At 37.8% G+C, this 21,599-nt stretch carries 22 protein-coding genes and 1 pseudogene; 5 read left to right on the top strand and 18 right to left on the bottom strand.

Features of this window, described 5'->3' with window-relative positions; all coding sequences use genetic code 11:
* Positions 1-140 precede the first annotated feature (140 nt).
* The 10 genes from JN080_RS00005 to JN080_RS00050 form a co-directional block, all read right to left on the bottom strand.
* Positions 141-647, bottom strand: coding sequence for a CBO0543 family protein (locus tag JN080_RS00005; protein WP_256233824.1), 507 nt, complete (start codon positions 645-647; stop codon positions 141-143).
* Between the two features lie 276 nt (positions 648-923).
* Positions 924-1,454, bottom strand: coding sequence for a YceI family protein (locus JN080_RS00010; RefSeq protein WP_256233825.1), 531 nt, complete (start codon positions 1,452-1,454; stop codon positions 924-926).
* 178 nt (positions 1,455-1,632) lie between these two features.
* Complete coding sequence (locus tag JN080_RS00015; protein ID WP_256233826.1) at positions 1,633-2,376, bottom strand: hypothetical protein; 744 nt, start codon at positions 2,374-2,376, stop codon at positions 1,633-1,635.
* A 197-nt stretch (positions 2,377-2,573) separates the two neighbouring features.
* Complete coding sequence (locus JN080_RS00020) at positions 2,574-2,813, bottom strand: hypothetical protein (protein WP_256233827.1); 240 nt, start codon at positions 2,811-2,813, stop codon at positions 2,574-2,576.
* Positions 2,814-2,815: 2 nt separating this feature from the next.
* Complete coding sequence (locus JN080_RS00025) at positions 2,816-3,139, bottom strand: heavy metal-binding domain-containing protein (RefSeq protein ID WP_256233828.1); 324 nt, start codon at positions 3,137-3,139, stop codon at positions 2,816-2,818.
* A gap of 279 nt (positions 3,140-3,418) precedes the next feature.
* A complete protein-coding gene (locus JN080_RS00030; RefSeq protein ID WP_256233829.1) occupies positions 3,419-5,092 on the bottom strand; it encodes a ribonuclease J in 1,674 nt (557 codons plus the stop codon).
* Between the two features lie 136 nt (positions 5,093-5,228).
* Complete coding sequence (locus JN080_RS00035) at positions 5,229-6,011, bottom strand: sugar phosphate isomerase/epimerase family protein (protein ID WP_256233830.1); 783 nt, start codon at positions 6,009-6,011, stop codon at positions 5,229-5,231.
* Positions 6,012-6,222: 211 nt separating this feature from the next.
* The gene (locus JN080_RS00040) at positions 6,223-7,440 is read right to left on the bottom strand and encodes an MFS transporter (protein WP_256233831.1); all 1,218 of its coding nucleotides are present in this window, start codon (positions 7,438-7,440) and stop codon (positions 6,223-6,225) included.
* A gap of 401 nt (positions 7,441-7,841) precedes the next feature.
* The gene (locus JN080_RS00045) at positions 7,842-9,560 is read right to left on the bottom strand and encodes a sensor histidine kinase (protein ID WP_256233832.1); all 1,719 of its coding nucleotides are present in this window, start codon (positions 9,558-9,560) and stop codon (positions 7,842-7,844) included.
* Entirely contained in the window at positions 9,548-9,901 is a 354-nt protein-coding gene (locus JN080_RS00050) for a hypothetical protein (protein ID WP_256233833.1), read from the bottom strand. Before JN080_RS00050 ends, JN080_RS00045 begins: the two co-directional genes overlap by 13 nt.
* Before the next feature lie 202 nt (positions 9,902-10,103).
* Between JN080_RS00050 and JN080_RS00055 the strand changes: the two genes are divergently transcribed.
* The 4 genes and pseudogenes from JN080_RS00055 to JN080_RS00070 all read left to right on the top strand — a co-directional run bounded on the left by JN080_RS00055 (position 10,104) and on the right by JN080_RS00070 (position 12,567).
* Positions 10,104-10,826 (top strand): response regulator transcription factor, encoded by a 723-nt coding sequence (locus tag JN080_RS00055; RefSeq protein WP_256233834.1) that lies wholly within the window; start codon positions 10,104-10,106, stop codon positions 10,824-10,826.
* A 216-nt stretch (positions 10,827-11,042) separates the two neighbouring features.
* The gene (locus JN080_RS00060) at positions 11,043-11,147 is read left to right on the top strand and encodes an anti-repressor SinI family protein (protein WP_256233835.1); all 105 of its coding nucleotides are present in this window, start codon (positions 11,043-11,045) and stop codon (positions 11,145-11,147) included.
* Positions 11,148-11,301: 154 nt separating this feature from the next.
* A pseudogene (locus JN080_RS29565) lies at positions 11,302-11,469 on the top strand (citrate/2-methylcitrate synthase); the annotation flags it as partial.
* Positions 11,470-11,664: 195 nt separating this feature from the next.
* Complete coding sequence (locus tag JN080_RS00070; protein WP_256233836.1) at positions 11,665-12,567, top strand: DMT family transporter; 903 nt, start codon at positions 11,665-11,667, stop codon at positions 12,565-12,567.
* A 107-nt stretch (positions 12,568-12,674) separates the two neighbouring features.
* Here JN080_RS00070 and JN080_RS00075 read toward each other — a convergent pair whose 3' ends face one another.
* The 8 genes from JN080_RS00075 to JN080_RS00110 all read right to left on the bottom strand — a co-directional run bounded on the left by JN080_RS00075 (position 12,675) and on the right by JN080_RS00110 (position 20,198).
* Positions 12,675-13,637 carry a D-2-hydroxyacid dehydrogenase family protein gene (locus JN080_RS00075; RefSeq protein WP_256233837.1) on the bottom strand — a complete coding sequence of 321 codons (963 nt, stop codon included), beginning with the start codon at positions 13,635-13,637 and terminating at the stop codon, positions 12,675-12,677.
* Between the two features lie 219 nt (positions 13,638-13,856).
* The gene (locus tag JN080_RS00080) at positions 13,857-14,804 is read right to left on the bottom strand and encodes a COX15/CtaA family protein (RefSeq protein ID WP_256233838.1); all 948 of its coding nucleotides are present in this window, start codon (positions 14,802-14,804) and stop codon (positions 13,857-13,859) included.
* A gap of 13 nt (positions 14,805-14,817) precedes the next feature.
* On the bottom strand, positions 14,818-15,732 hold the full coding sequence (locus tag JN080_RS00085; RefSeq protein WP_256233839.1) for a heme o synthase: 915 nt from the start codon (positions 15,730-15,732) through the stop codon (positions 14,818-14,820).
* Positions 15,733-15,840: 108 nt separating this feature from the next.
* The gene (locus JN080_RS00090; protein WP_256233840.1) at positions 15,841-16,140 is read right to left on the bottom strand and encodes a cytochrome o ubiquinol oxidase subunit IV; all 300 of its coding nucleotides are present in this window, start codon (positions 16,138-16,140) and stop codon (positions 15,841-15,843) included.
* Between the two features lies 1 nt (position 16,141).
* Positions 16,142-16,732, bottom strand: coding sequence for a cytochrome o ubiquinol oxidase subunit III (cyoC, locus tag JN080_RS00095; protein WP_256233841.1), 591 nt, complete (start codon positions 16,730-16,732; stop codon positions 16,142-16,144).
* A gap of 12 nt (positions 16,733-16,744) precedes the next feature.
* The gene (locus tag JN080_RS00100) at positions 16,745-18,733 is read right to left on the bottom strand and encodes a cbb3-type cytochrome c oxidase subunit I (protein WP_256233842.1); all 1,989 of its coding nucleotides are present in this window, start codon (positions 18,731-18,733) and stop codon (positions 16,745-16,747) included.
* Between the two features lie 26 nt (positions 18,734-18,759).
* On the bottom strand, positions 18,760-19,668 hold the full coding sequence (locus JN080_RS00105; RefSeq protein ID WP_256233843.1) for a ubiquinol oxidase subunit II: 909 nt from the start codon (positions 19,666-19,668) through the stop codon (positions 18,760-18,762).
* Positions 19,669-20,009: 341 nt separating this feature from the next.
* Positions 20,010-20,198: a hypothetical protein gene (locus JN080_RS00110; RefSeq protein WP_256233844.1), complete on the bottom strand. Its 189-nt coding sequence runs from the start codon at positions 20,196-20,198 to the stop codon at positions 20,010-20,012.
* A 263-nt stretch (positions 20,199-20,461) separates the two neighbouring features.
* Here JN080_RS00110 and JN080_RS00115 point away from each other — a divergent pair, with 263 nt between their 5' ends.
* Complete coding sequence (locus JN080_RS00115; protein WP_256233845.1) at positions 20,462-21,355, top strand: LysR family transcriptional regulator; 894 nt, start codon at positions 20,462-20,464, stop codon at positions 21,353-21,355.
* Positions 21,356-21,599: the final 244 nt, after the last annotated feature.

Here is a 21,599-nt window from a genome sequence, read left to right on the forward strand (position 1 = left end):
TAGCTATATCAAGGCATACCTGCCTATTTCAGTGTGCGAAAGTTGAGTAATTATTTATTAATCGTGAAATAATTTTTCTGAATTTTTTAAATACCTTTAAAAACAGATTGAATTTCCCTTGTTAAAATTATGGTTTTCAGTTAAAAGGCAAGCTTAAAAGGAACTTGGAAATACGCTATCATGAAAGTTGTGATAATTATTGAAAGGATATAAGCTAGGAATGGATGTTTCTGATGTATGGCAATGACCGAAAACATAACAATGTCAAATGGAAATGAATACCAAAATTCCCACCCATTCTGATAAGAAATTCTCCCCGACACATACAATACCCACTCCACTGCAATATATATCCCAGACCACAGCAATATATACATCCCCCGCCAGACCCATTTTTCAGGAAAATGGCTGAGAAAAAGTAGGATACTAATTGGCATCGTAAAAAGAGCATAAACAATCACTGTCATACTTTGACCATATAGCCAATCGGGATGGAACTTCCATAAGGTATGGTCTTGTACAATGTATTCGTAAAGCAAACCGCCTGTGGCAATAAATAACATACTAGCATGGTACTTTTTCCAATTCTTCCAATTTCCCCATTTAAATGAAGCCATAATGGTCAAAACGGCAATAGCAACGTGCATTTTCACTGACCTTTCAGATGCTTTTTAAAACAGTTTCCCCTATCCTAACCATTATATGTAGAAAAATCCAAATCAACCTTAATTGTTTTCATGAACCAACCAAGTGAAAAACTAATCAATAGAGCAAGACAATGTATTGATAGTTGTTTTATTGGTACAATAACCTGATTTTCTCTTTCTCATTAAGAAAAGACATGCCGAATTAGTCGTCATGTCTCATAACATACAATGTATACGGCAGAAATTAGGAATCATATTCTGTGTAAACATTTTGGATTATTGTTTTGATGCTTGTATGTCTAGTGAAATTTGTACTTGGTCTGCAACTAACACTCCACCAGTTTCTAATGCAGCGTTCCATGTGAGTCCGTACTCACTTCTACTGATTGACCCGCTAGCCTCGAACCCGGCTTTTTCATTTCCATAAGGATCTTTTCCGCTTCCCTCGTAACTAACATGAAACGTTTCCGGTTTAGTGGTCCCACGAATCGTTAAGTCCCCTGTTACTTCATATTCACCAGGGCTCTTCTTTGTGATTTGAGTCGATTTAAATGTCATTTTAGGAAAGTGTTCAACATCAAAGAAATCGGCTGAGCGCAAATGATTATCCCGGTCTTCATTACGTGTATCCACACTGTTCACATCGACTGAGAATTCAATTGTTGCTGTTGTTAGGTCCTCAAGATCAGCATCTATTGATGCATCAAAAGTTCGAAACGTACCTTTAACTTTAGACACCATCATGTGCCTAATTTTGAAATCAATACTGCTATGTGCAGGGTCTAAATTCCACTTACTATTCGTCATAAAATTCCTCCTACTTTTTTACACACCCACAGACAGAGTAGACAAAAATACAAGATTTTATACAGCAATTTTATTTTCGGAAGAGACTTTTTAATATAGAAAAATTTAATAGGAACTTACACAATTGCAACAAAAAGAAATACGATAGCCTAATGAAGCCTTTACTCCCTATACTAATTCAAGCAAAATAAGCCTTTATTTTTTGTTTCATGTCCTCTTTGTTTTCTGCGAATTGACGATGGCGATGACCATTGCCTCCAGAAGGATGAGGAAAACCATTTAAAACATTATTTGCGTTCATATAATCGTTGTCTGCAAGAAAGGTCAGTACTTTTGCAACATTCACTCCCAACGGAATGATTAATGCCTGATTTAACTTTTCTACTTCTTTTGCAAAGTTTTCAATCACATATCTTTTCAGAAACTCCGTTTTTAAAAGATTCGGTGTCGATCCGCTATAGTTTTTTCCATTATAAAAGACGGGATACGTAATAACCGATGTAGTCTGAACGAGGTGACTGGCCGTAGTAAATAGCTCGCTTGTAGAGGCTATTCCTAAATAGTTCTGTAGTTGCAACTCATCTAGCATTGCAATTAAGTTTTTTCGCATGGTTCCTTCAAAGCTGGAATTTTTCTTCACTTGGTGCAGGATCTCTTCATCACCAACCTCTATGCCCTTTAATTCGATTACAGTGGAATAAGATTTTTTCATTTGATGGAGGCCTGGTGTAATTCCTGCAATAACTACTTTTGCAAGCTCATTTACGTATTCAAATGGAGCATAATAAATTTCAAGCTTTTTCTTTGTATCTTTTTCAAGCAAGAACTGCTCACTAAGGATTGCTTCCTCTTTCAGCGGTGCTGACAAAGATAAGATTAATTTCTTGTATGTATCAAATTTCGAATAGGATGCAATAGCCATTAACATGATCCTCCAATCACACTTCTTTTAATGAAAGGTAATTCTTTATTTTAAAATTAGCAAGACAAGGTCTAGGATTCCTTCCAATGGTTCGTGATGAACAAAATTATTTCACCAACTTGCCCCTTTTTCAGAAAAAAATAGACTGCCAAAATGGCAGCCCTATATAAACATTATTTTTGCCAATGTTTGTTTTTTCATCTATTTTGTCCGCTTACTTCTTCCTCAATATACATTCGTTCACCTGTGTTTGGATTGATATAGACGCGAGTTACAACCTGTGAAACTGGATCAATGGAGACTTCCTTAGTTGCTTCAAAGCCTTCGGTGTGGTTCGAGCTGTTTGCCTTATAGCGTTTGTCTTTTCGCTTAGAAATGATCCAGAAAAGAAGTATTACTGCTAATTGAAACAATAGGTAAAAGATTACCCATTTCATCCTTACTCCGCCTTTTCAACTACCACGGCGGTTCCGTAAGCAACGATCTCACTCATATTTTGGGCAATTTCTCCTGAATCATATCGAAACATGACAACCGCATTGGCACCCATTGCCTGCGCATTTTTTATTAACCGGTCCATTGCTTGTTTTCTTGCGTCTTCAAGCATTTCTGTATATTCTTTAATTTCACCTCCTGCTAAAGAACGGATTGCTGCGGTAACCTGTCCAGCAAATCCTCTGCTTCTCACAACTAAACCAAAGCAAGCACCCTTTACTTCTTTAATTTGGTAGCCCTCAATCTTTTCAGTGGTGACAATCAGCATTAAAAATCCCTCCTTAAGTGATTAAGTTTCATTATTATCATTTATGATAAAAGTAACTTAAATGAATTAAATTGTAAATCATTTTTAAGTTTTCAGAAAACTTTACTAAGAAAAAATAGGAGGGTTCATCCAATTCGTTAGTGGAATAAATGATTGTATTTCAAACCAGAGAAGAAAACGTGGTAATTGAAAATAGTGTAAAGCTACGGGAACGGGCACGATTCGTTCTTATTCGTTCTCGTCCCTCCATTTTTCAGTTTCATATTTACGATTAGCTATTTATATTTCAATAATAATTGGGAGTATCATTGGCTTTCTCTTTGTCTCTTTAAATAAATATTGTCCGACTGATTTTTTAATCGTTTGTTTCATAACTTTCCATTGACGTATATTTTCTGCTTGTAAATCTTTTATTGCTTTTTTAACAAGTTGATTTACCTCATTTATGAGTTCCTCGGAATTTTTCACATAGACAAATCCTCGTGTAATTGTATCGGGACCTGAAATAAGCTTTCGTTCAGATTTACTGAGCGTTAACACAATAACCATCATTCCATCCTCGGAAAGCTGTTTGCGATCTCGCAGTACAATTTCTCCGATGTCGCCAACACCCATGCCATCAACATATGTATCGCCTGATGGGATTTTTCGAGTTTGGCGGGCTATCCCGTTTTCAAAGTCGACGACATCACCATTTTTAATAATAAATGTATTTCCTTCCTCTACTCCAACGGATTCGGCTAACAATCGATGATGGTGCAACATTCGAAACTCACCGTGAATGGGAATAAAATAGGTTGGTTTCATTAATGTCAGCATCAGCTTTAAGTCTTCTTGATAGCCATGTCCGGAAACATGCATTCCCGTTGAACTTCCCGAGCCGTAAACCACTTTTGCTCCAAGCTGAAATAAATTGTCAATAATTCGAGAAACATCCTTTTCATTTCCTGGGATTGGTGATGCTGCTAAAATGACGGTATCTCCTGGGTAAATAGCTACATCTCGGTAGTTACCGGTCGCAAGACGGGCAAGGGCAGCCATCGGCTCTCCTTGACTTCCTGTACAAAGGATGACAACCCGTTCAGGCGACAATTTTTCAACTTCGTTAGCGTCAATTAACATGCCTTCTGGAATGTTGATATAACCTCGTTCGATCGCAATTGAGACAACATTCACCATACTTCGGCCAAGCAATGCAAGTTTGCGATTTGTTTTTATGGCAGCATGCACAACTTGCTGAACACGATTCACATTCGAAGCGAAGGTAGAGATGAAGATCTTTCCTTGAGCTTTCATAAACTCCTCATCCATATGGCCTGCTATTTTTTGCTCCGATGGTGTCAGGCCGGGACGTTCGGCATTAGTACTTTCAGATACTAAGGCCAAGACACCATTACTGCCTATTTCGGCCATTTTATGAATATCCGAATATTGGTTATTTTCAGGTGTCAAATCGAATTTGAAGTCCCCGGTATGGACAACACTTCCTTCGGGCGTATGAAAGACGATACCCAGACAATCTGGAATACTATGGCTTACTTTGAAAAAGGAAGCCTTTATCATCCCAAACTCAAGCTCTGAATCCGAGTCAATGGTAATAAGTTTGGTATCCCTTTTAAGCCGATGCTCATCTAACTTTAATTCTATTAACCCTAGTGTAAATCGGGTGGCATAAATGGAAACATTTAATTTTTTTAAAAAGTAAGGTATACCGCCGATATGATCCTCGTGTCCATGTGTCACCAGTAAAGCACGAATTTTGTCCTGATTCTCTTCTAGGTAAGACATATCAGGGATAATTAAATCAATTCCCAACAAACTTTCGTCCGGGAACTTGCCGCCACAGTCGACGATTACCATGTCGTCTGCATATTGAATAACATACATATTTTTACCAATTTCATTGATGCCGCCTAAAGCGAAAATGGATAATGCAGTTTCATTGGTTTTCAATTTTTATATCCTCCCAATCGCAATTAAATATTGATAGTCTTCCCCCTTAAAATCTTTTTTATTAATTTCGATGGAACTCAATAAAAAAAGCTTGTAGATTCTGAACGATCTACAAGCTTTTTTTATATGCTACAACTTATCCTATATTGCTCTGACTAGGAGCCCAACTTTGGAGTTCGTTTTTATCATGCTCAATTTTTTGTTTTATTTTGTTTTGTTCCCCACATGGGTATTCAATTGCGCAAGGAACGTCCTCAGAAAATTGATTTAAAATAGATCTAATATCTAAATCCCCTGATTCCATATCAGTTGCTTCAAGCTTTTCCCCTTGCTTCTTAACATTTTTTATATGTACATACTGAACAAATGGTCTTAGAACCTTCGCGCTTTCGATTGGGTTTTCATCAAAATAAACAAAATTGGCAACATCAAAAGTCAACCCGAGAGATAAATCAAACTCGGCCGCTTCTTCCATAAATGCTTTTAGTCTTGAAGAACTGCCTCTTTCATTCGACTGATCATTCTCAATCAATAGCTTTGTTGTAAATTGATTTAATAATCGCTTGATTTTTTCAGCTATTTCCTTCGTTAACTTTTCCAAGTCTCCCAATGTTACTTTCATTTGAAGTGCATGTAAAAGCTCTGCTTCTTTAAAATAATCTTCCAGCACTGGATTTACTTCATTGTCTTTAAATAAATCGTCAGGTACTGAATAAAAAAGCTTCACTTGTTCTTTCTTAGCGATTTCAGCTGTTTGTTTCAACTCCTCTTCTCCATCAGTTACAAACTCTCTGCGAATTTCAACATAATCAATTCCTACTGATTTTATTTCATGAAGTAATTCAGCTTGGCGGATGGTAGAATTCTCTTTCATTACTTGCTGATAGGCAATCGTATTTAATGCAATCGTACGTGGCATTGACAAATTCCTTTCTAGATGAAATTATTTCTATTTGAGCTTTTTTGACAAGTCCTTTTCTCAAATCATTGGACCCTCTTTCCTTTACAGTCTTACTGACGCTCAGTTTATCATTATATCTTTAAATTTAACCTTTTATAGTCAAATGCAGAAAAAAGAAAGAAACACGCGTTTCCTTCTTTTTAAAAAGTAATATAGTGTCTACACCACCTTAAGCAGATTGCTTCAATTGGATGGATGCTCTAACCTGCTTCTGCTTGAGACCAAGCATAACGATAAACGAAACGACGTATAAAATGGCTAAGTATGTCATCGCCACAGTCATATCATAGTTTTGCAGGATATGACCAACAAGAATTGGTGACAATCCCCCTAATGCTCTGCCGAAGTTAAAGATTGCGTTTGTGGCAGTGCTTCGGATTTGAACAGGATAATAGCTGCTTATCAATGCTCCATATCCAGCAAACATACCGTTTGAAAAGAAACCAACGATTGCCCCACCGATTAAAAGGCCTGCACTTCCGTGGGCATGAGCGTATAAGAATACGGCGGAGGCTGAAGCTAATAGGAACATTCCATAGGTGCGTTTTATCCCAAACTTATCAGCGAATTGTCCAAATGTCAGCATCCCAATAAGCATTCCTACCGCTGTACTGATTGTCCAAAGAGCTGAACTTGAAACTGACAATCCTTGTGATTTCTGCAGCATTGACGGAAGCCAAATCATTAAACCATTGTATCCAGCAATCTGTACGGTTGCCATGATTGCTAAAGAAATTGTCGTTATTGTCGTTTTAGGATCTTCAAACAACTGAATCAATTTGCCCTTTTCTCGTCTTCTGTCAGCTTTTTTGTGCTTTTGTGCTGCCAGCCATTCTGGTGATTCGCCTAAGTTTTTCCGAACAATAAACGCAAAAACTACCGGAATTGCTCCTACAAAAAACAATGCTCTCCATCCTAAAGTTGGAAGGATGAATGCGCTAAGCAACGCGGCAAGAATAACACCAATTTGCGCACCAGTGCTTACATAGGAGGATGCCCTGCCTTGTTTGTTCTTTGGCCATGCTTCTGCAACAAGAGTCATACCAATTCCGTATTCTCCTCCTGCACCAAGCCCTGCAATAAATCTAAATACATAGACTTGTTCAATATTGGTTGCAAAACCAGTTAAGACGGTACCAAGCGCAAAGAATAAAATACTATAGGTGAACACCTTTACCCTGCCAAATTTATCGGCTAAAATCCCAAAGATTACTCCTCCAACCAGCATTCCGATATTCGTGATCGAAGAAATAAGACCGCCAGTGGTTAGGTCAATGTGAAAATTGGCAATAATCATTGACATGGCAAAAGAAATAAACATGATATCCATGCCTTCTAATGTTAAACCTGCTACTGATGCAACTACTGTTTTGTTCTGATAATTCATTTTCATTTCCCCTCCAGTTTGTTCTTGCAATAAATTGGATGTTTTGAAGGGAATGGATGTACAATTCAATTGGATGAATTTTTTCCATTCTCTTTTCAAGCCTCACAGGACTAGTTTAAAAGAGTACTGTTGTCTTTACTGAAATCATATAAAAATGCCCTTCTGTCTCAGAGGACAAAAGGGCATGGGTTTACAAAAATATACATAACCAGTTGATTACAACCGCCCTTTTCAGCCTCTCTGGACCGAATTAAAGGTATTTTATTGATATTTATATTAGCATGTTGCTACCCTTGTTTCAATAAAAAAATTATTTAAATATATCTTTAAGTCTATAAAACAGCTCTTTTCTGCTTTGTCTTGTGTTTCTCAATAGCATTGGGGAACTGCATGGGAGCAACTTATTTTTTCAACACCGGTAATGTAAAAGTAAAACAGCTTCCTATACCTGTTTTACTTTCTACTGAAAGCTTCCCTTTGTGATGCTCAATAATTTCCTTTGCAATGGCTAAGCCTAAGCCTGAACTGCGGTGAGGCTTCCCTTGATTTCTCCCCCTGTAAAATCGGTTAAAGATTAACCCCAGTTCGTCTTCATTTACACCGGTTCCATTATCCGCGACTTTAATAACGATATAATTTTCATCTAGCTTATCCAGCTCCAATACAATTTTCCCTTCTTTCTCTACAAACCTTTGGGCATTTCTCAACAAATTCGTAATTACCTGCTCAATTCTTATTGAATCGATTTGAACTATACTTTCACCCTCTTGTTGACTAAGCCCATCCTTCAATACAAACGTAATTCCATTTTTTTTACTATCCATTTTGTATTTATCATATATTTTGCTAATGTAACTTTGGATGTTGACCGGGCTCAACTCAAACTTAATTTGTTTATTCTCCATAACAGCCATATCATGTAAGTCATTCATCATTTGTGATAAATACAAGCTTTGGTCATAAACTAATTTCATGTTTTTCTTATCACTTGGGATCACCCCATCCAGCATGCCCTTTGTATATGAGCGAATTCCTGTTAAAGGGGCTGCTATCTCATGAGTAATATTACCAATCCATCTACTTCTGGACAGATGGGCTTCCCTTAACTTTTGATTTACATCATGAAGTTCATTATTTGCATGTTCTAACTCCATCGTCCGTGTCTGCACTTTCTGCTCTAATGATGCATTTAGTTTGGCTAAATCATGTGATAATCTCTCCGATTGTGTAAAAGACATCGAATATCTTTTTGAGAGGATAATAGATTGTGTAAACAAAAAGAACAGCAAACCAACAGAGGATAATTCTGTAGTGTGAACAATATTGTTAAAATACAAAGTATCATTAACACCGGTCAGCAACATTATGAAAATTGCTCCCACATTCAATAACGATCCTTCCCGTTTATGAAGAAACGCTTTCATGTCAACGTAGAGCAAATACATAATAGTTATCATAATAAAAACCTGGAGAAGTACCATTGTTCTTGTAAATACAAGTGCCGGTGTCAGCACAATAAATAGACTATAGGCAGACATCAAAAAAACAATGAAATTTCGAATCCTTCGGTTCATTTCGTCCGAAAATTGCATATAGCTAAACAAAGAAATAAACAAAACTCCTAAAGTTGCCCCTAAATATTCTAGTTTATTGGCTATTTCCCAATTTAAAAATGAAAGGATATAGGAGGCAAGATCCTGTTCAATTAGAATAGCCCGAATCGCAACAGCGATGCACACGATTGCGAAAAAAATGAGTGCGGGTTCTTTTCTGCGAAATGCAAATAATGCAGCATGATATAAACCCATGATTACTAGACTCATGACAATCATCGACCGGTATATAAGCTTTTTTTCACTAAATTGAAAAATAGTCTGCGGATCTCCAATTAATAGCGACTCAGTGATTCCCGCCTTCCGCTGATTATAATTTGATGCTTGAATGATCAATTCAACCTGAATAGAATTTACTTCAAACTCCACAACTTTTGGCACACTTTCCGGTATCATCAGTTCTCTGCTTTTCCCTACTGATCCGTTTTCCGACATTTTCTTTCCATTAATCCATAATGTATAAGCTGATGATACACTAGGCATATAAAGTGCTTTTATTGTACCCACTTCATCCTTTGGAAACTCGATTTGGATGCGAAGGTTGCAAATCCTGTTTGCGGCAAGTTCTTTCCCTCTAACTTATAATTGCTCCATGTCTGGGGAACTACTACCAGTTGGCGCGGTTTGTGAGCGGAGTTTTTCTTGAAGTCCTCTGGTATATATAGCTTATGCCAATAAAATTCCCATTTTCCATCTACCTGTACCAATCCTTTAGCAGGCAATTGGTCAACAGAAATGATACCCTTTTCTAGTGATTCATTCATGTCTGCTTCTGCACAAGAACCCATTAAAATAATCCCGATGATGACTGAGATGAATAAAAATACCCTATGTTTTAATTTTATCATTTGATCCGCAATCCCACTTTTCCATCTTTTGAACTAATAGTACCACTTTTGTTACTATTTTCAGGTACGAAAGAGTTCGAAAAGTGGCAAAAATAGCAAAATTAGTATAACTGTTAGGACTTTGTAAGTATTTGAGCATAGAAAAAGTTAATATCAATATGGTATATTTAGGTAGAATAAATTGTCAAAAAGGGGGGAAAGAATGCGAACCATCAACATTTTAATCGTAGAGGATGAGAGTATCATTACTGATATTTCACGTCTTTATCTTGAGAAGGAAGGTTATACTGTTTATTCATCATTGAACGCAGCTGATGGTTTACGATTCATTGAAGAAGATGCGCCTGATATTGTTTTACTAGATATCAATCTCCCCGACCTTAATGGGTTTGACCTTGCCCGGAGGTACCGGGAAGTCTCTGATGGAATCCTCATATTTATTACTGGGGAAAGAACCAGAAGTACCATCATCGAAGGTTTTGAGATTGGTTGTGATGACTACATCACCAAACCATTTGACCCCCCAGAAGTCCTCGCTCGAATTAAAGCAATTATGAGAAGAAGCGATACATTGGCCTCAAATGAAGTACACCTAGGAGATTTGACCATAAATTTTTCAGATAAGAGCATATACAAAAAAGGAAAAGAAGTTGATCTTTTCACTAAAGAAAGAATGTTGCTTTTCTATTTAGTTGAGCATCCAAACCAAGTATTTAGCGCAGAACAGTTATTTGACCTCATTTGGGGAATTGATTCAGATGCCAATTTAAAGACCGTTTCTGTTCATTTAAGTACATTAAGAAGTAAAATTGAGGATGATCCAAAAAACCCAAAATATATTCGAACCGTAAGGGGATTTGGATACAAGTTCTCAACACAGGCTAAAAAAGAAATAAGACATTCACCACAAGGAATCAAGAATTAGTTCGTTCTTGATTCTTTTATTTTTGCCAATTTATCAAAATAATTATTATTTTCAATATTTTTTCGAATTTTAACTTAACTTTAACCTTTGTAAGATAATTTAGGATTATAGGGTTTACATTTTACAGCAATATCACTATTTTTCGTCGAAAATTGTTAACAAAGGAAATTCGATACCATTAAAAAACTAATTATTAAGGGGAGTGAGGAAAAGGAGATGGTAGATTATGAATGGGTAAGACTAATATTAGAAGCCAAACAACTAGGTTTAACCATTGAAGAGGTAAGAGATTTTTTAAATAAGAACCTGGTTGGTGAATGAAATAACAGTAGTTAATATTCCACCCCGCTTATCCATCATCATATGTTTTGACAGGACAATACTTAAGGGAGTTCGATCGAGCTAAAAGGCTCTTCTAACATCCTCTTCTCTATTGCTCTCTACTTACTGTTGAAATTGGCTATAAAGAGGTTCGCTTTATACAATTGTTGAATTTTATGCTGCCACGCTTATAAATGCAAATCATACCGACCCTGAGCTATTTACACATACTTTTACCGCTAGCAGAGTGGGTGGATGGAGCGCCCATGTTTTGGAGCAAGCTGAAAGTAATGTCATATTCAGGCCGAATCCAAATACATAGGTGGATTTTACAAAGATTCAACTATTTCTATTGCTCTCTAAAACTGGATGGGGAAATTCTCCTTCCAGTTTTCCTTTTTAATAGTTTCGATTTACCCTTTTTCTGGTAAATAGGCATTTTCATTGAAATACGAAATAGAAGTGAGGTATATTTTTTAAGTATCATTTTTTTATAAATATAAAAGGAAGTGCCATCTTGAAGGAAATGTCACGTATCAAAACGGTCAGCCTTATTGTTTTTCTTGTAGTTGTATGGGGTATTTCCTGGCCCATTTACAAAATTGCATTGAATTATACCCCACCTCTTTTATTCGCAGGTATGCGAACTCTATTTGGTGGTCTCTTGCTTGCCGTTCTATTATTTCCAAACCGAGATAAGATCCACTGGAAAGATAATTGGCGCATTTATGTTATTTCTGCTATTTTTAATGTCATTTTATTCTTTTCTCTTCAAACTGTCGGCTTGCTATATCTGCCTTCGGGTTTATTCTCCGTGTTAGTGTATTTACAGCCAGTTTTAGTGGGTTTATTAGCATGGCTTTGGCTCGGAGAATCGATGTCATTAGTAAAAATCATCGGTTTACTACTTGGATTTGTTGGTGTCGTAACAGTAAGTTCTGGTGGATTTTCAGGGCATGTTGCTATAATTGGATTACTATTAGCTATTTTAACCGGCATAAGCTGGGCAATTGGAACAGTTTTTGTAAAAAAAGTCAACTCTAAAGTCGACTCCATGTGGCTAACCGCTTACCAATTTATCATCGGCGGAATTTTCCTGACTGGATTAGGTTCGGGAGTAGAAAATTATGCGGATATAGTTTGGAATGGTCCATACCTATCTGGATTACTTTTCGGTAGCTTTTTAGGGGTTTCCGCCAGCTGGATCGTCTATTTTACGCTTGTAAATAATGGAGATGCTAGTAAGGTAGCATCCTATACATTTATCGTTCCTTTGATTGCTGTTTTTTCTAGTACAATTTTTTTACATGAAGCTTTCACCATAAACCTTTTGTTTGGTCTTGTATTCATCGCCGTAAGTATTTATTTAGTCAACCGTAAACCGAGTTTTAAGAAAGAAGCAATAGAGGAAGCAGTTTAATAGCGGTTCACATTCACTAACCGAGGAATATTAAATGATGAAAAAGGTAGGCATTGCTCAGCTATGCCTACCTTTTAATTAATCTCATAAATTAAAATTTGAGGTTTTTAATTTATACTCCGAATCGGTAATCCCAATAGGAAAGCTTTAATATCTTCTACTGCTTGTTGGTAAAAAGTGTGATAGTTTCTTTGTGAGACATAACCGAGATGTGGTGTGGTTAACACATTTGGAAGTAACCGAAATACATGATCCCGTGGCAAAGGTTCGTTTTCATAAACATCGATTCCTGCACCTGCAATCCATTTGTTTCGTAAGGCCTCTATAAGTGATTCTTGATCGACAATGGAAGCACGCGAAGTATTGATTAAATAAGCAGAAGACTTCATGCTTTTAAGCTCATTTTCTCCAATTAATCCTCTAGTCCGTTCGCTTAATACGAGATGAATAGAAACAAAATCACTTGTTGCTAGCAGCTCTTCTTTGGATAATGCTAAACGTACACCTATATCATTTGCCCGTGCTGCGGTTAGGTTTTCGCTCCACGCCGCCACTTCCATTCCAAAAGCCTGTCCAATGCGAGCAATTCGGCTGCCAATCTTACCAAGACCCAATAAGCCTAACTGCTTTCCATAAAGGTCTACTCCTACTGAGCTTTGCCAAGGACCATTCGCTCGCATTGCATTATGTTCAGAAACTATATTCCTGGCAAGTCCCAATATTAGAGCCCAGGTAAGCTCTGTGGGCGGTTCTGAATGGCTCATTGTTCCACAAACGATGACGTTTTGGTCTGCGGCTGCCTTGAGGTCAATGGCTGAATTTCTCATCCCTGTTGTAACGAGCAGCTTCAACCGTGGCAGTTGTTTAAGAAGCGCAGCAGGAAAAGGAGTCCGTTCCCGCATTATCACAATAATTTCATAGTTTTTAATGACACTAACAAGTTGGTCCTCATGATCAATATATTGATTATAGGAATCTATTACTACTTCGTTAGAAATCGAGGACCAATCTGCCATAGACCGTGCAATATTTTGGTAGTCATCGAGGATCGCACAATGAAGTTGTTTCATCTTATTCATCCTCTTCGTTAAGAGTTCTATCCACTTTCTTCCTATAGAATAATCATAATCTAACATGTATCTGCCGTAAATTCTTTTACAGTTGAGAGACTCCATTTTTGGCCTATATTTGTCTGTTGGCTTCCGCCCCATGTGCTCTGATCAACATAGTTGCAAAATCAACAATGACCATTACTGCCTTAGCAAAAGAAAAAAAGCTAATAAGGTTCATTAGCTTTCCATGTGAAGAATGGCATTTGCATTTTTTCTCGTAATCTTTTTCTTTGTATCCCACATTAAAGACCAATTAAGTGAACTTTGGACACATATAACGCTTAGTGCAGCTACGAGCAAGGATAGAATTGACACATGCAGAAGAACTGACCCTAGGCTTAAATGTGTATAAATCAAAAGCCCTCCACTCAACCCTTGCAGAAGAATGAGGATAAAACAAATCATACTCAAGCGGTAAATGTCAGGACGATAAGGCTGATTTTTTTTTGCTAAACGAATTAAAATGACCATCAGTATGATTAAGCATAGGGCAAACAAACGGTGAATGACATCCACCCAAAATGCGGCTCCAGCAACTGCCGGGGTTTCTGTAGGAAATGGAAAACCGCGAAAGGCACCTCCTAAGGCAGTCTTGGCAACATAACCGCCGAAATAAAGCGCCAAGTACAAAAATACAAAACTAAACCAAGAAAAAATGGAGAATGAAGAGGACATCTTGCCCTGATAGTGAATTTGCTTTTCTTCAAAATAAATGACATAGGCTATATTCACTAAAGCCGAAAAAGAAATAAGCGCAATGCCTAGATGGGCTGCTAAAAGCAATGGAGAAAGCGAAAGCAACACGGTCAACGCACCTAAAGTCGATTCTCCCAGAATTCCTAAAACAGCAAAAACGATCAGCCATCTCATCGTGCGAAATGGATAGCAAAACCAGGCAAAGAAAGAAGCAATGAATAATAGAATACCGGCCAAACCAACAACCACCCGGTGGGTATATTCAATCACAGTATGATAATTTGTAAAGTCAGGGATTACCTTTCCATTACAAAGCGGATAACCGCTTCCACAACCCATCGCGGAATTAGTCATTGTATCAATAAAACCAATGACATTTACTAAGAAAATCAAAACAGCAGCCGTAAAAACAAGCCAAAAATAGCGCATCATCACCCCTCCTTTATATGATGCCGATTACCATAGATGAAAACATCCCTAAAATATAAAACAAAGAACAGATAAATGTGCGTTTTGCCCAAGTGAACTGATCATTTGCTTCTTTCAACATTTTCCAAGTGCAATAAAGAAGAGCGCAATTAAAAACGATTGCCCCTGTAAGATAAAAATAATTAAAGCTCCCGCTTACATAAAGGATGATCGAACAAATAAATAAAACAAACATATAAAAAAGACTTTGTATTTTCGTTGATCGTGCCCCTTTTACCACCGGCATCATCGGAATGCCTGCTTTCGTATATTCCTCATTTTTGTATAATGCAAGCGCCCATGTATGGGGCGGCGTCCAAAGAAACACAACCATAAACATCAGCCATGCCGTGGCGTTTAAGCTACCGGTAACCGAAGCCCAGCCGATTAAAATTGGAAACGCCCCTGCTCCACCGCCAATGACAATATTTTGAGGTGTTTGGCGTTTTAGCCACATTGTATAAACAACAGCATAATAGAAATATCCCACAGCATTTAATAAAGCTGTAAGAGGATTAACAAAAATGAACGCAACCATAATGGAAAGAATGCCAAGGAGAATGCCGAACAAAAAAACGGATCGGGAATTAATCCTCCCTGTAGGAATCGGACGTTTCGCAGTCCGCTTCATCACAGCATCAATGTCTCGATCGTACCACATGTTGATCGCTGCCGATCCTCCCGCTGAGAGTGAAGCACTCAAAAGCATCGCGAAAATCACCGATATCGGAGGAACATCTCTTTGCGCGACAATGGCTGAACAAAGCGATGTAAAGATAAGCATCACCATTATTTTCGGTTTTGTCACCTCTATATAGGAAGAAAGGATTTGAGTCCATCGATTTAAACGAGCGGGCGGATCTTGGTGAATTTCATGAGCAACTGTCAAAGATCACTCACTCCTTTCTTTTTCCAGCACAAGCGCCCGATTAGCGGTAGTGTTAACCGCAAACCGGGCGCTTCCGCTTTTCTTTTGTCCAGCACAAGCTTTTCTTGTTTACTGAACCTGTGAATTAAATGACATGATCCAGATGGCACCGGCCACAATCGTTACAGCAAAGACGATTCCTAAAATTAAAGCCATTGCATTGTATCTTGGTCCTTCACCATCGCGGATGTGCATAAAAAAGAACAATTGAATCACGAACTGCAGTACAGCTGCAAGCAAAACACTAACTACGAGCACTGTTTTTTCCAGCATATGGTTTAACACAAGAACAAGCGGGATGATTGTCAGCACGATTGAAAAAATAAATCCTGAAAGATACGCTTTGATCGAACCATGATGCTGATTCATCTTACATCACCCCCATCAAATAAACAACCGTAAAGATGAATATCCACACGGCATCCAAGAAGTGCCAGTACAGATTAATAATCGATACTTTACGTTTGGTTACAGCGGTAATTCCTCGTTTAGAAAGCTGAAAAATTAACCCGATCATCCACAAAATTCCGAAGGTTACATGTAGTCCGTGCGTACCTACCAGTGAGAAAAATGATGTCAGAAAGGCACTTTTTGAAATTGTTGCCCCTTCAGCTGCCATATTCGTGAACTCATTGATTTCAAGTCCGACAAACACTGCACCTAAAAGGAGTGTAACGGTCAACCAGCCGATCAGTCTGTTTTTGTTGCCTTTATGCATCGCTAACACAGCTAAGCCGCTTGTAAACGAACTAATTAATAAAATAAATGTTTCGATCACAAAACCCGGGACATCAAAATCCTTCGCTGTAAACCCGCCATTTGTATGAGTATGCAAAACAGCATAAGCTGCAAAAAAAGTAGCAAATAAAAGACAATCGGTTACCAGGAAAATCCAAAAGCCTAAAACTTTTATTTCCTCCTGGTCAACATGATGATCATGTGCAGAAACACTTTGTTGCATCTTTTCCCCTCCTTAATTTGCGGTCCGGCCGGCAGCCGACACGTGACTCCGCAATGCTTTTTCCGTACGTTCGATTTCTTCCACTGGAATGAAGTAATCAGTATTATATTGGAAGGAACGGGCAAATAACGTGATGGCGACACCGATTAATCCCGCAACCCCCATCCATGCCCATTCGAACGTAAAGCCAAATCCGGCAATAAACCAGAAGATTGCCATGATGAAAGGAATTCCGGTATTTTTTGGCATATGAATTGGTTCATATTTAACCGCTTCTTTTTGATAGTTTCCTTTTTTCATTTCTTCTTTTTGATACCACCAGGCATCACGTCCATGGACCTCAGGCAGCACAGCAAAATTGTAAATTGGTGCCGGAGAAGGAATTGACCACTCTAATGTACGGCCATCCCAAATATCGCCGGTGACATCCCGTTCGCCATGTTTAATACTGTAAAGAATCTGCCATACCTGGAATAGGAAACCAATCCCCATCAAAAATGCGCCGACAGTTGAAATATAGTTGAGCGGTGCCCAGCCCATATCCCAGCCCATTGATTGGTTATACGTATAAATACGCCGGGTCATTCCCATAAATCCGAGAGCATATTGTGGCATAAAGCATACATAGAAGCCGATTTGCCATAACCAAAAGCCCCATTTCCCTAACGTTTCATTTAATTTAATCCCAAAAATTTTCGGGAACCAGTAATACATCCCCGCAATATATCCGAATACAACACCACCGATTAATACTTGGTGGAAGTGAGCAATCAAGAAATAGCTGTTATGATATTGATAATCTGCAGGAGCTGCCGCCAGCATAACCCCTGTCGCACCACCGACTAGGAAGCAAGGGAAAAACGCATAGACCCATAGCATCGGCTGTGTCAGGCGGATCCGGCCGCGGTACATGGTAAACAGCCAGTTAAACACTTTTACTCCTGTTGGAATCGCGATAATCATTGTACAAATAGCAAAAACAATATTAACGTTCGCTCCGGCACCCATCGTAAAAAAGTGGTGTGCCCATGTGTAGTATGAAACGACACTGATCAAAATCATCGAAAATACCATTGAACTGTACCCGAAAATACGTTTTCTTGAGAAGGTCGCGACGACCTCAGAAAATACACCAAAAGCAGGTAATACAACGATATATACTTCAGGGTGACCCCACATCCAAATTAAATTGACATACATCATTGGGTTACCGCCGGCAGTCATCGTAAAGAAGTGGCCGCCAAGGAAGCGGTCGATAAACAGCATAACCAAGGTAACTGTAAGAATTGGAAATACGCCTAAAAGGGCGATTGATGAAGACAAGACAGACCATGAAAAAAGCGGCATATCTTTTAGACGCATCGATGGGGTGCGCATTTTTAAAATTGTTACGATAAAATTAATTCCTGTTGCCAAGCTGCCAATACCGGATATTTGAATTCCCCAAATCCAGAAGTTTTGTCCAGGACCGGAACTGAAAGGTTTTTCCGACAAAGGTGGATAGGAAAGCCAGCCTGCATCCGGAGACCCGCCGATGACAAAGGATAGATTAAAGAGCATTGCTCCAAGGAAGAATAACCAAAAACTTACCGCATTTAAAAACGGAAAAGCAACATCTCTTGCTCCTATTTGCAACGGGACAACGATGTTAAATAGTGCAAACATAAACGGCATTGCCATAAATAAAATCATGATCGTGCCGTGTGTGGTAAAGATTTCATTGTAGTGTTCTGATGTTAAGAAATGGCTATTCGGAACAGCCAGTTGAAGCCTCATTAATAGGGCATCTACTCCTCCGCGAAAAAGCATCAGCAATGCCGAGAGAAGATACATAATGCCAATTTTTTTATGATCAACGGTTGTAAGCCATTCTCTCCAGAGCCAGCCCCATTTTTTACTGTAGGTCAAGTAAAAGATAATGCCAAGACAAGCCACAATAATGGAAACATCCGCACCATAGATCATAGGATCGCCTGTGACAAAAAAATGCGAATTTGACATAGAATAATTCCTCCTGATTCTTTCGTTTATTTCTGCATAGACATGGATGGCATACTGCCATCTCCCATATTGTTCATATGATGGTAATAGTTTCCTCCATTTTTATTAACGATGTTTTCAAACAGACCATTTGGATAAGATGAAAAACTTAATTCTTTTTCAAGGCCGGGCTTCGCCAATGTTTTATAGCCGGCATTTGTTAAGACAGGCGAATTTTCCCTTATGCCTTCCGCCCATTTATTAAATTCAGTCTGCGGCACTGACTTGACTCTAAATTGCATATGGGCAAAACCTTTTCCGGTAAAGTTTGCACCGGAGCCAAAATATTCTCCCACTTTGTCTGCTTGAAGCCATAGCCCCATGGACATACCAGGCATCGTATATTCCTGTCCTCCCAATTGCGGAATCCAGAAAGAATTCATCGGCGCGTCAGAGGTTAACACAAACTGAACCGGAACGCCTGCTGGAATTTCTACATAGTTGACAGTTGCAATCTTTTTCCCGGGATACGTGAACATCCATTTCCAGTCCAATGACGTTACTTGGACAACAATTGGTTTCACATCTTGAACTGGCGGTTTTGTTAAATTAATCGTTGTTTTAGCTGTAAATATTCCAAGAATAGCGACAATGATAATCGGAATTCCCCACCAAATAATCTCCAAGGTTCTGCTTTCTGACCATTCAGGTTGATAAGGAGCTTTGTTGCCGGGTTTGTCCCGGTAACGAATTACAACATAAATAAAGATACCTAATACTGGAATAATGACAATTGCACATAAAATGACTGAAATAATAATAAGACGCATCTCTTGCTGAGCTACAGGTCCTTCAGGGCTAAGAACAATATATTTGTTGCTGTCGCACCCAGCCAAAAGTACCATGCCCAATAAAGCTAAAACTGAAAATTTAGCATATTGGATCCACTTCTTCAATGTTAGTTCCCCTTTCATTTAAAATAGTTTTTTCACTTTAATCACTATGTAAATAGTAAAAATAAATTATATTAATATACGAATATGCACAATAGTTCAACTCAGGTACAGCAGCAGCTAATTGCTCATATTCGTATAAAATTTTTCTCTTTCAAAAAAACCTGTTTGAAACGCTTTCATAATTTTTAGTTTCTATTGAGTGGGTCCATTATTTTTTTAAACTATTTCTCTCTATATTTCAATCAAACCAAGTTTTGCCTTCCATTCTTTTCATTCGCATTTTTATTATATAGATATATCTCTCAAAAAATAGTGATATAGATCACATTTTAGGCGGATAATTATCCAGTTGTTCGTTCACGCATAATAACGATCATTTCATAACCTTCGATCAAGTTGACTAGTTCATCCTCATTTTCAACATGCTGAACAAACGAATCGACCTCAACTTCGTCCGAAATTGAGGTCCAATTAGCCCTTGACAATGCAACATTTTGGTAATCATCTAAGATCACATAATGAAGTTTCAACTTCGTCACCCTCTTTTTATGAAATGACTTTGTTTCCAAATGTAAGCTTCCGATCATTATTCGTAAATAGTTGGGAAATAACCTGGAAATTTACATTTTTATTTCAAAAATTGTCCTAATCTAATGCAAAAGCAAATAAATTATTTTATAATATTGAAAATTCAAATATAAAATAATATGATTAATTGATTACTATTTTCATAGATTATCCTAAAATTGTATTGGTACTATCTTTTTGTAAATGTATCAAAGGAGGACATACCTTGGATAACGAGCAATTATTAACTTTTCTGACCGTTTCCGAAATGAAAAATTACTCACGTGCTGCAGAATATTTAAATTTAACGCAGCCTGCTGTCACGGCAAGGATACAAAAACTAGAAATTGAATTAAATTGTAAACTATTCTTACGTGACGGAAAAAAGATCTCCTTAACGGAAGCAGGGAACGCCTTACTTCCATTTGCTCGAAAAATAGTCAACTATATGAATGAAGCAAAACAAACCATTGACGTATTAAAAATTCCCACTTTAACGATCGGCTTGGCGCCAGCAATCTCGGTATCTATCCTCTTCCAGGTTTTATCATTGTTGCGTGAAAAGAACCAATTATTATTCGACATTGTCGAAGCAGAGGATTCAATTGAAATAGCCAAGCTGGTTACTGAAGGAAAGATTGATATTGGGCTAGTTAGAAACGTTATCCCATTTACAAATCTAAACTCAAAATATCTATTTCATGAAAAGTATAAATTCATTGTAGGCAAACAACACGCTCTAGCCGGAAAATCTGAAATCAATATGAAGGATTTAATTGGGGAAACGATGATCTGCTATCGTCGGCAAACCCCTATCGCAATAAAAATCGATGAAAAATTAGTTGGAGTAGAAAATCTACATCGCATCGAAGTGGGCGGATTTGAAATGGTTAAATTTATGGTTAAAAATAATTGGGGATTCAGTATTATTTCAGAGCTGGAATTAGGTTATGACAAAGAAACCATTCAAAACGATTTTACAATCATCCCGTTTGCTCAATTTGAGGATCTTACATTTGATATAACAGGAATTCATAAAAAAGATTCTCCAAAATTGGATAACCTCCAGCTGTTTTTAGACTATTTTGAATCAACTTTGAAATCGTTACAATTCAATTAACCAATCGAGACCAGACAAGTCCCTATTTTAATTGAAAACCCATTTCTTACATTAAGGAAAATACAAATCTCTTTGATAACATCGGTAACGTAATCATCTGCAAGAGTAAGGGAGATATTGATCTGCTATTGCAGATGCACACTGGTAACAAATTGTTATTGCTATTTTAGTATTCATAATTTTACATTTCATAAACTCTAATAGTGATATACAGATGATGAAACTTTTTTAATTGTTGCTTTGG

It is taken from the genome of Bacillus sp. EB600, from assembly GCF_024494385.1.
GTDB lineage: Bacteria > Bacillota > Bacilli > Bacillales > Cytobacillaceae > JAEVLT01.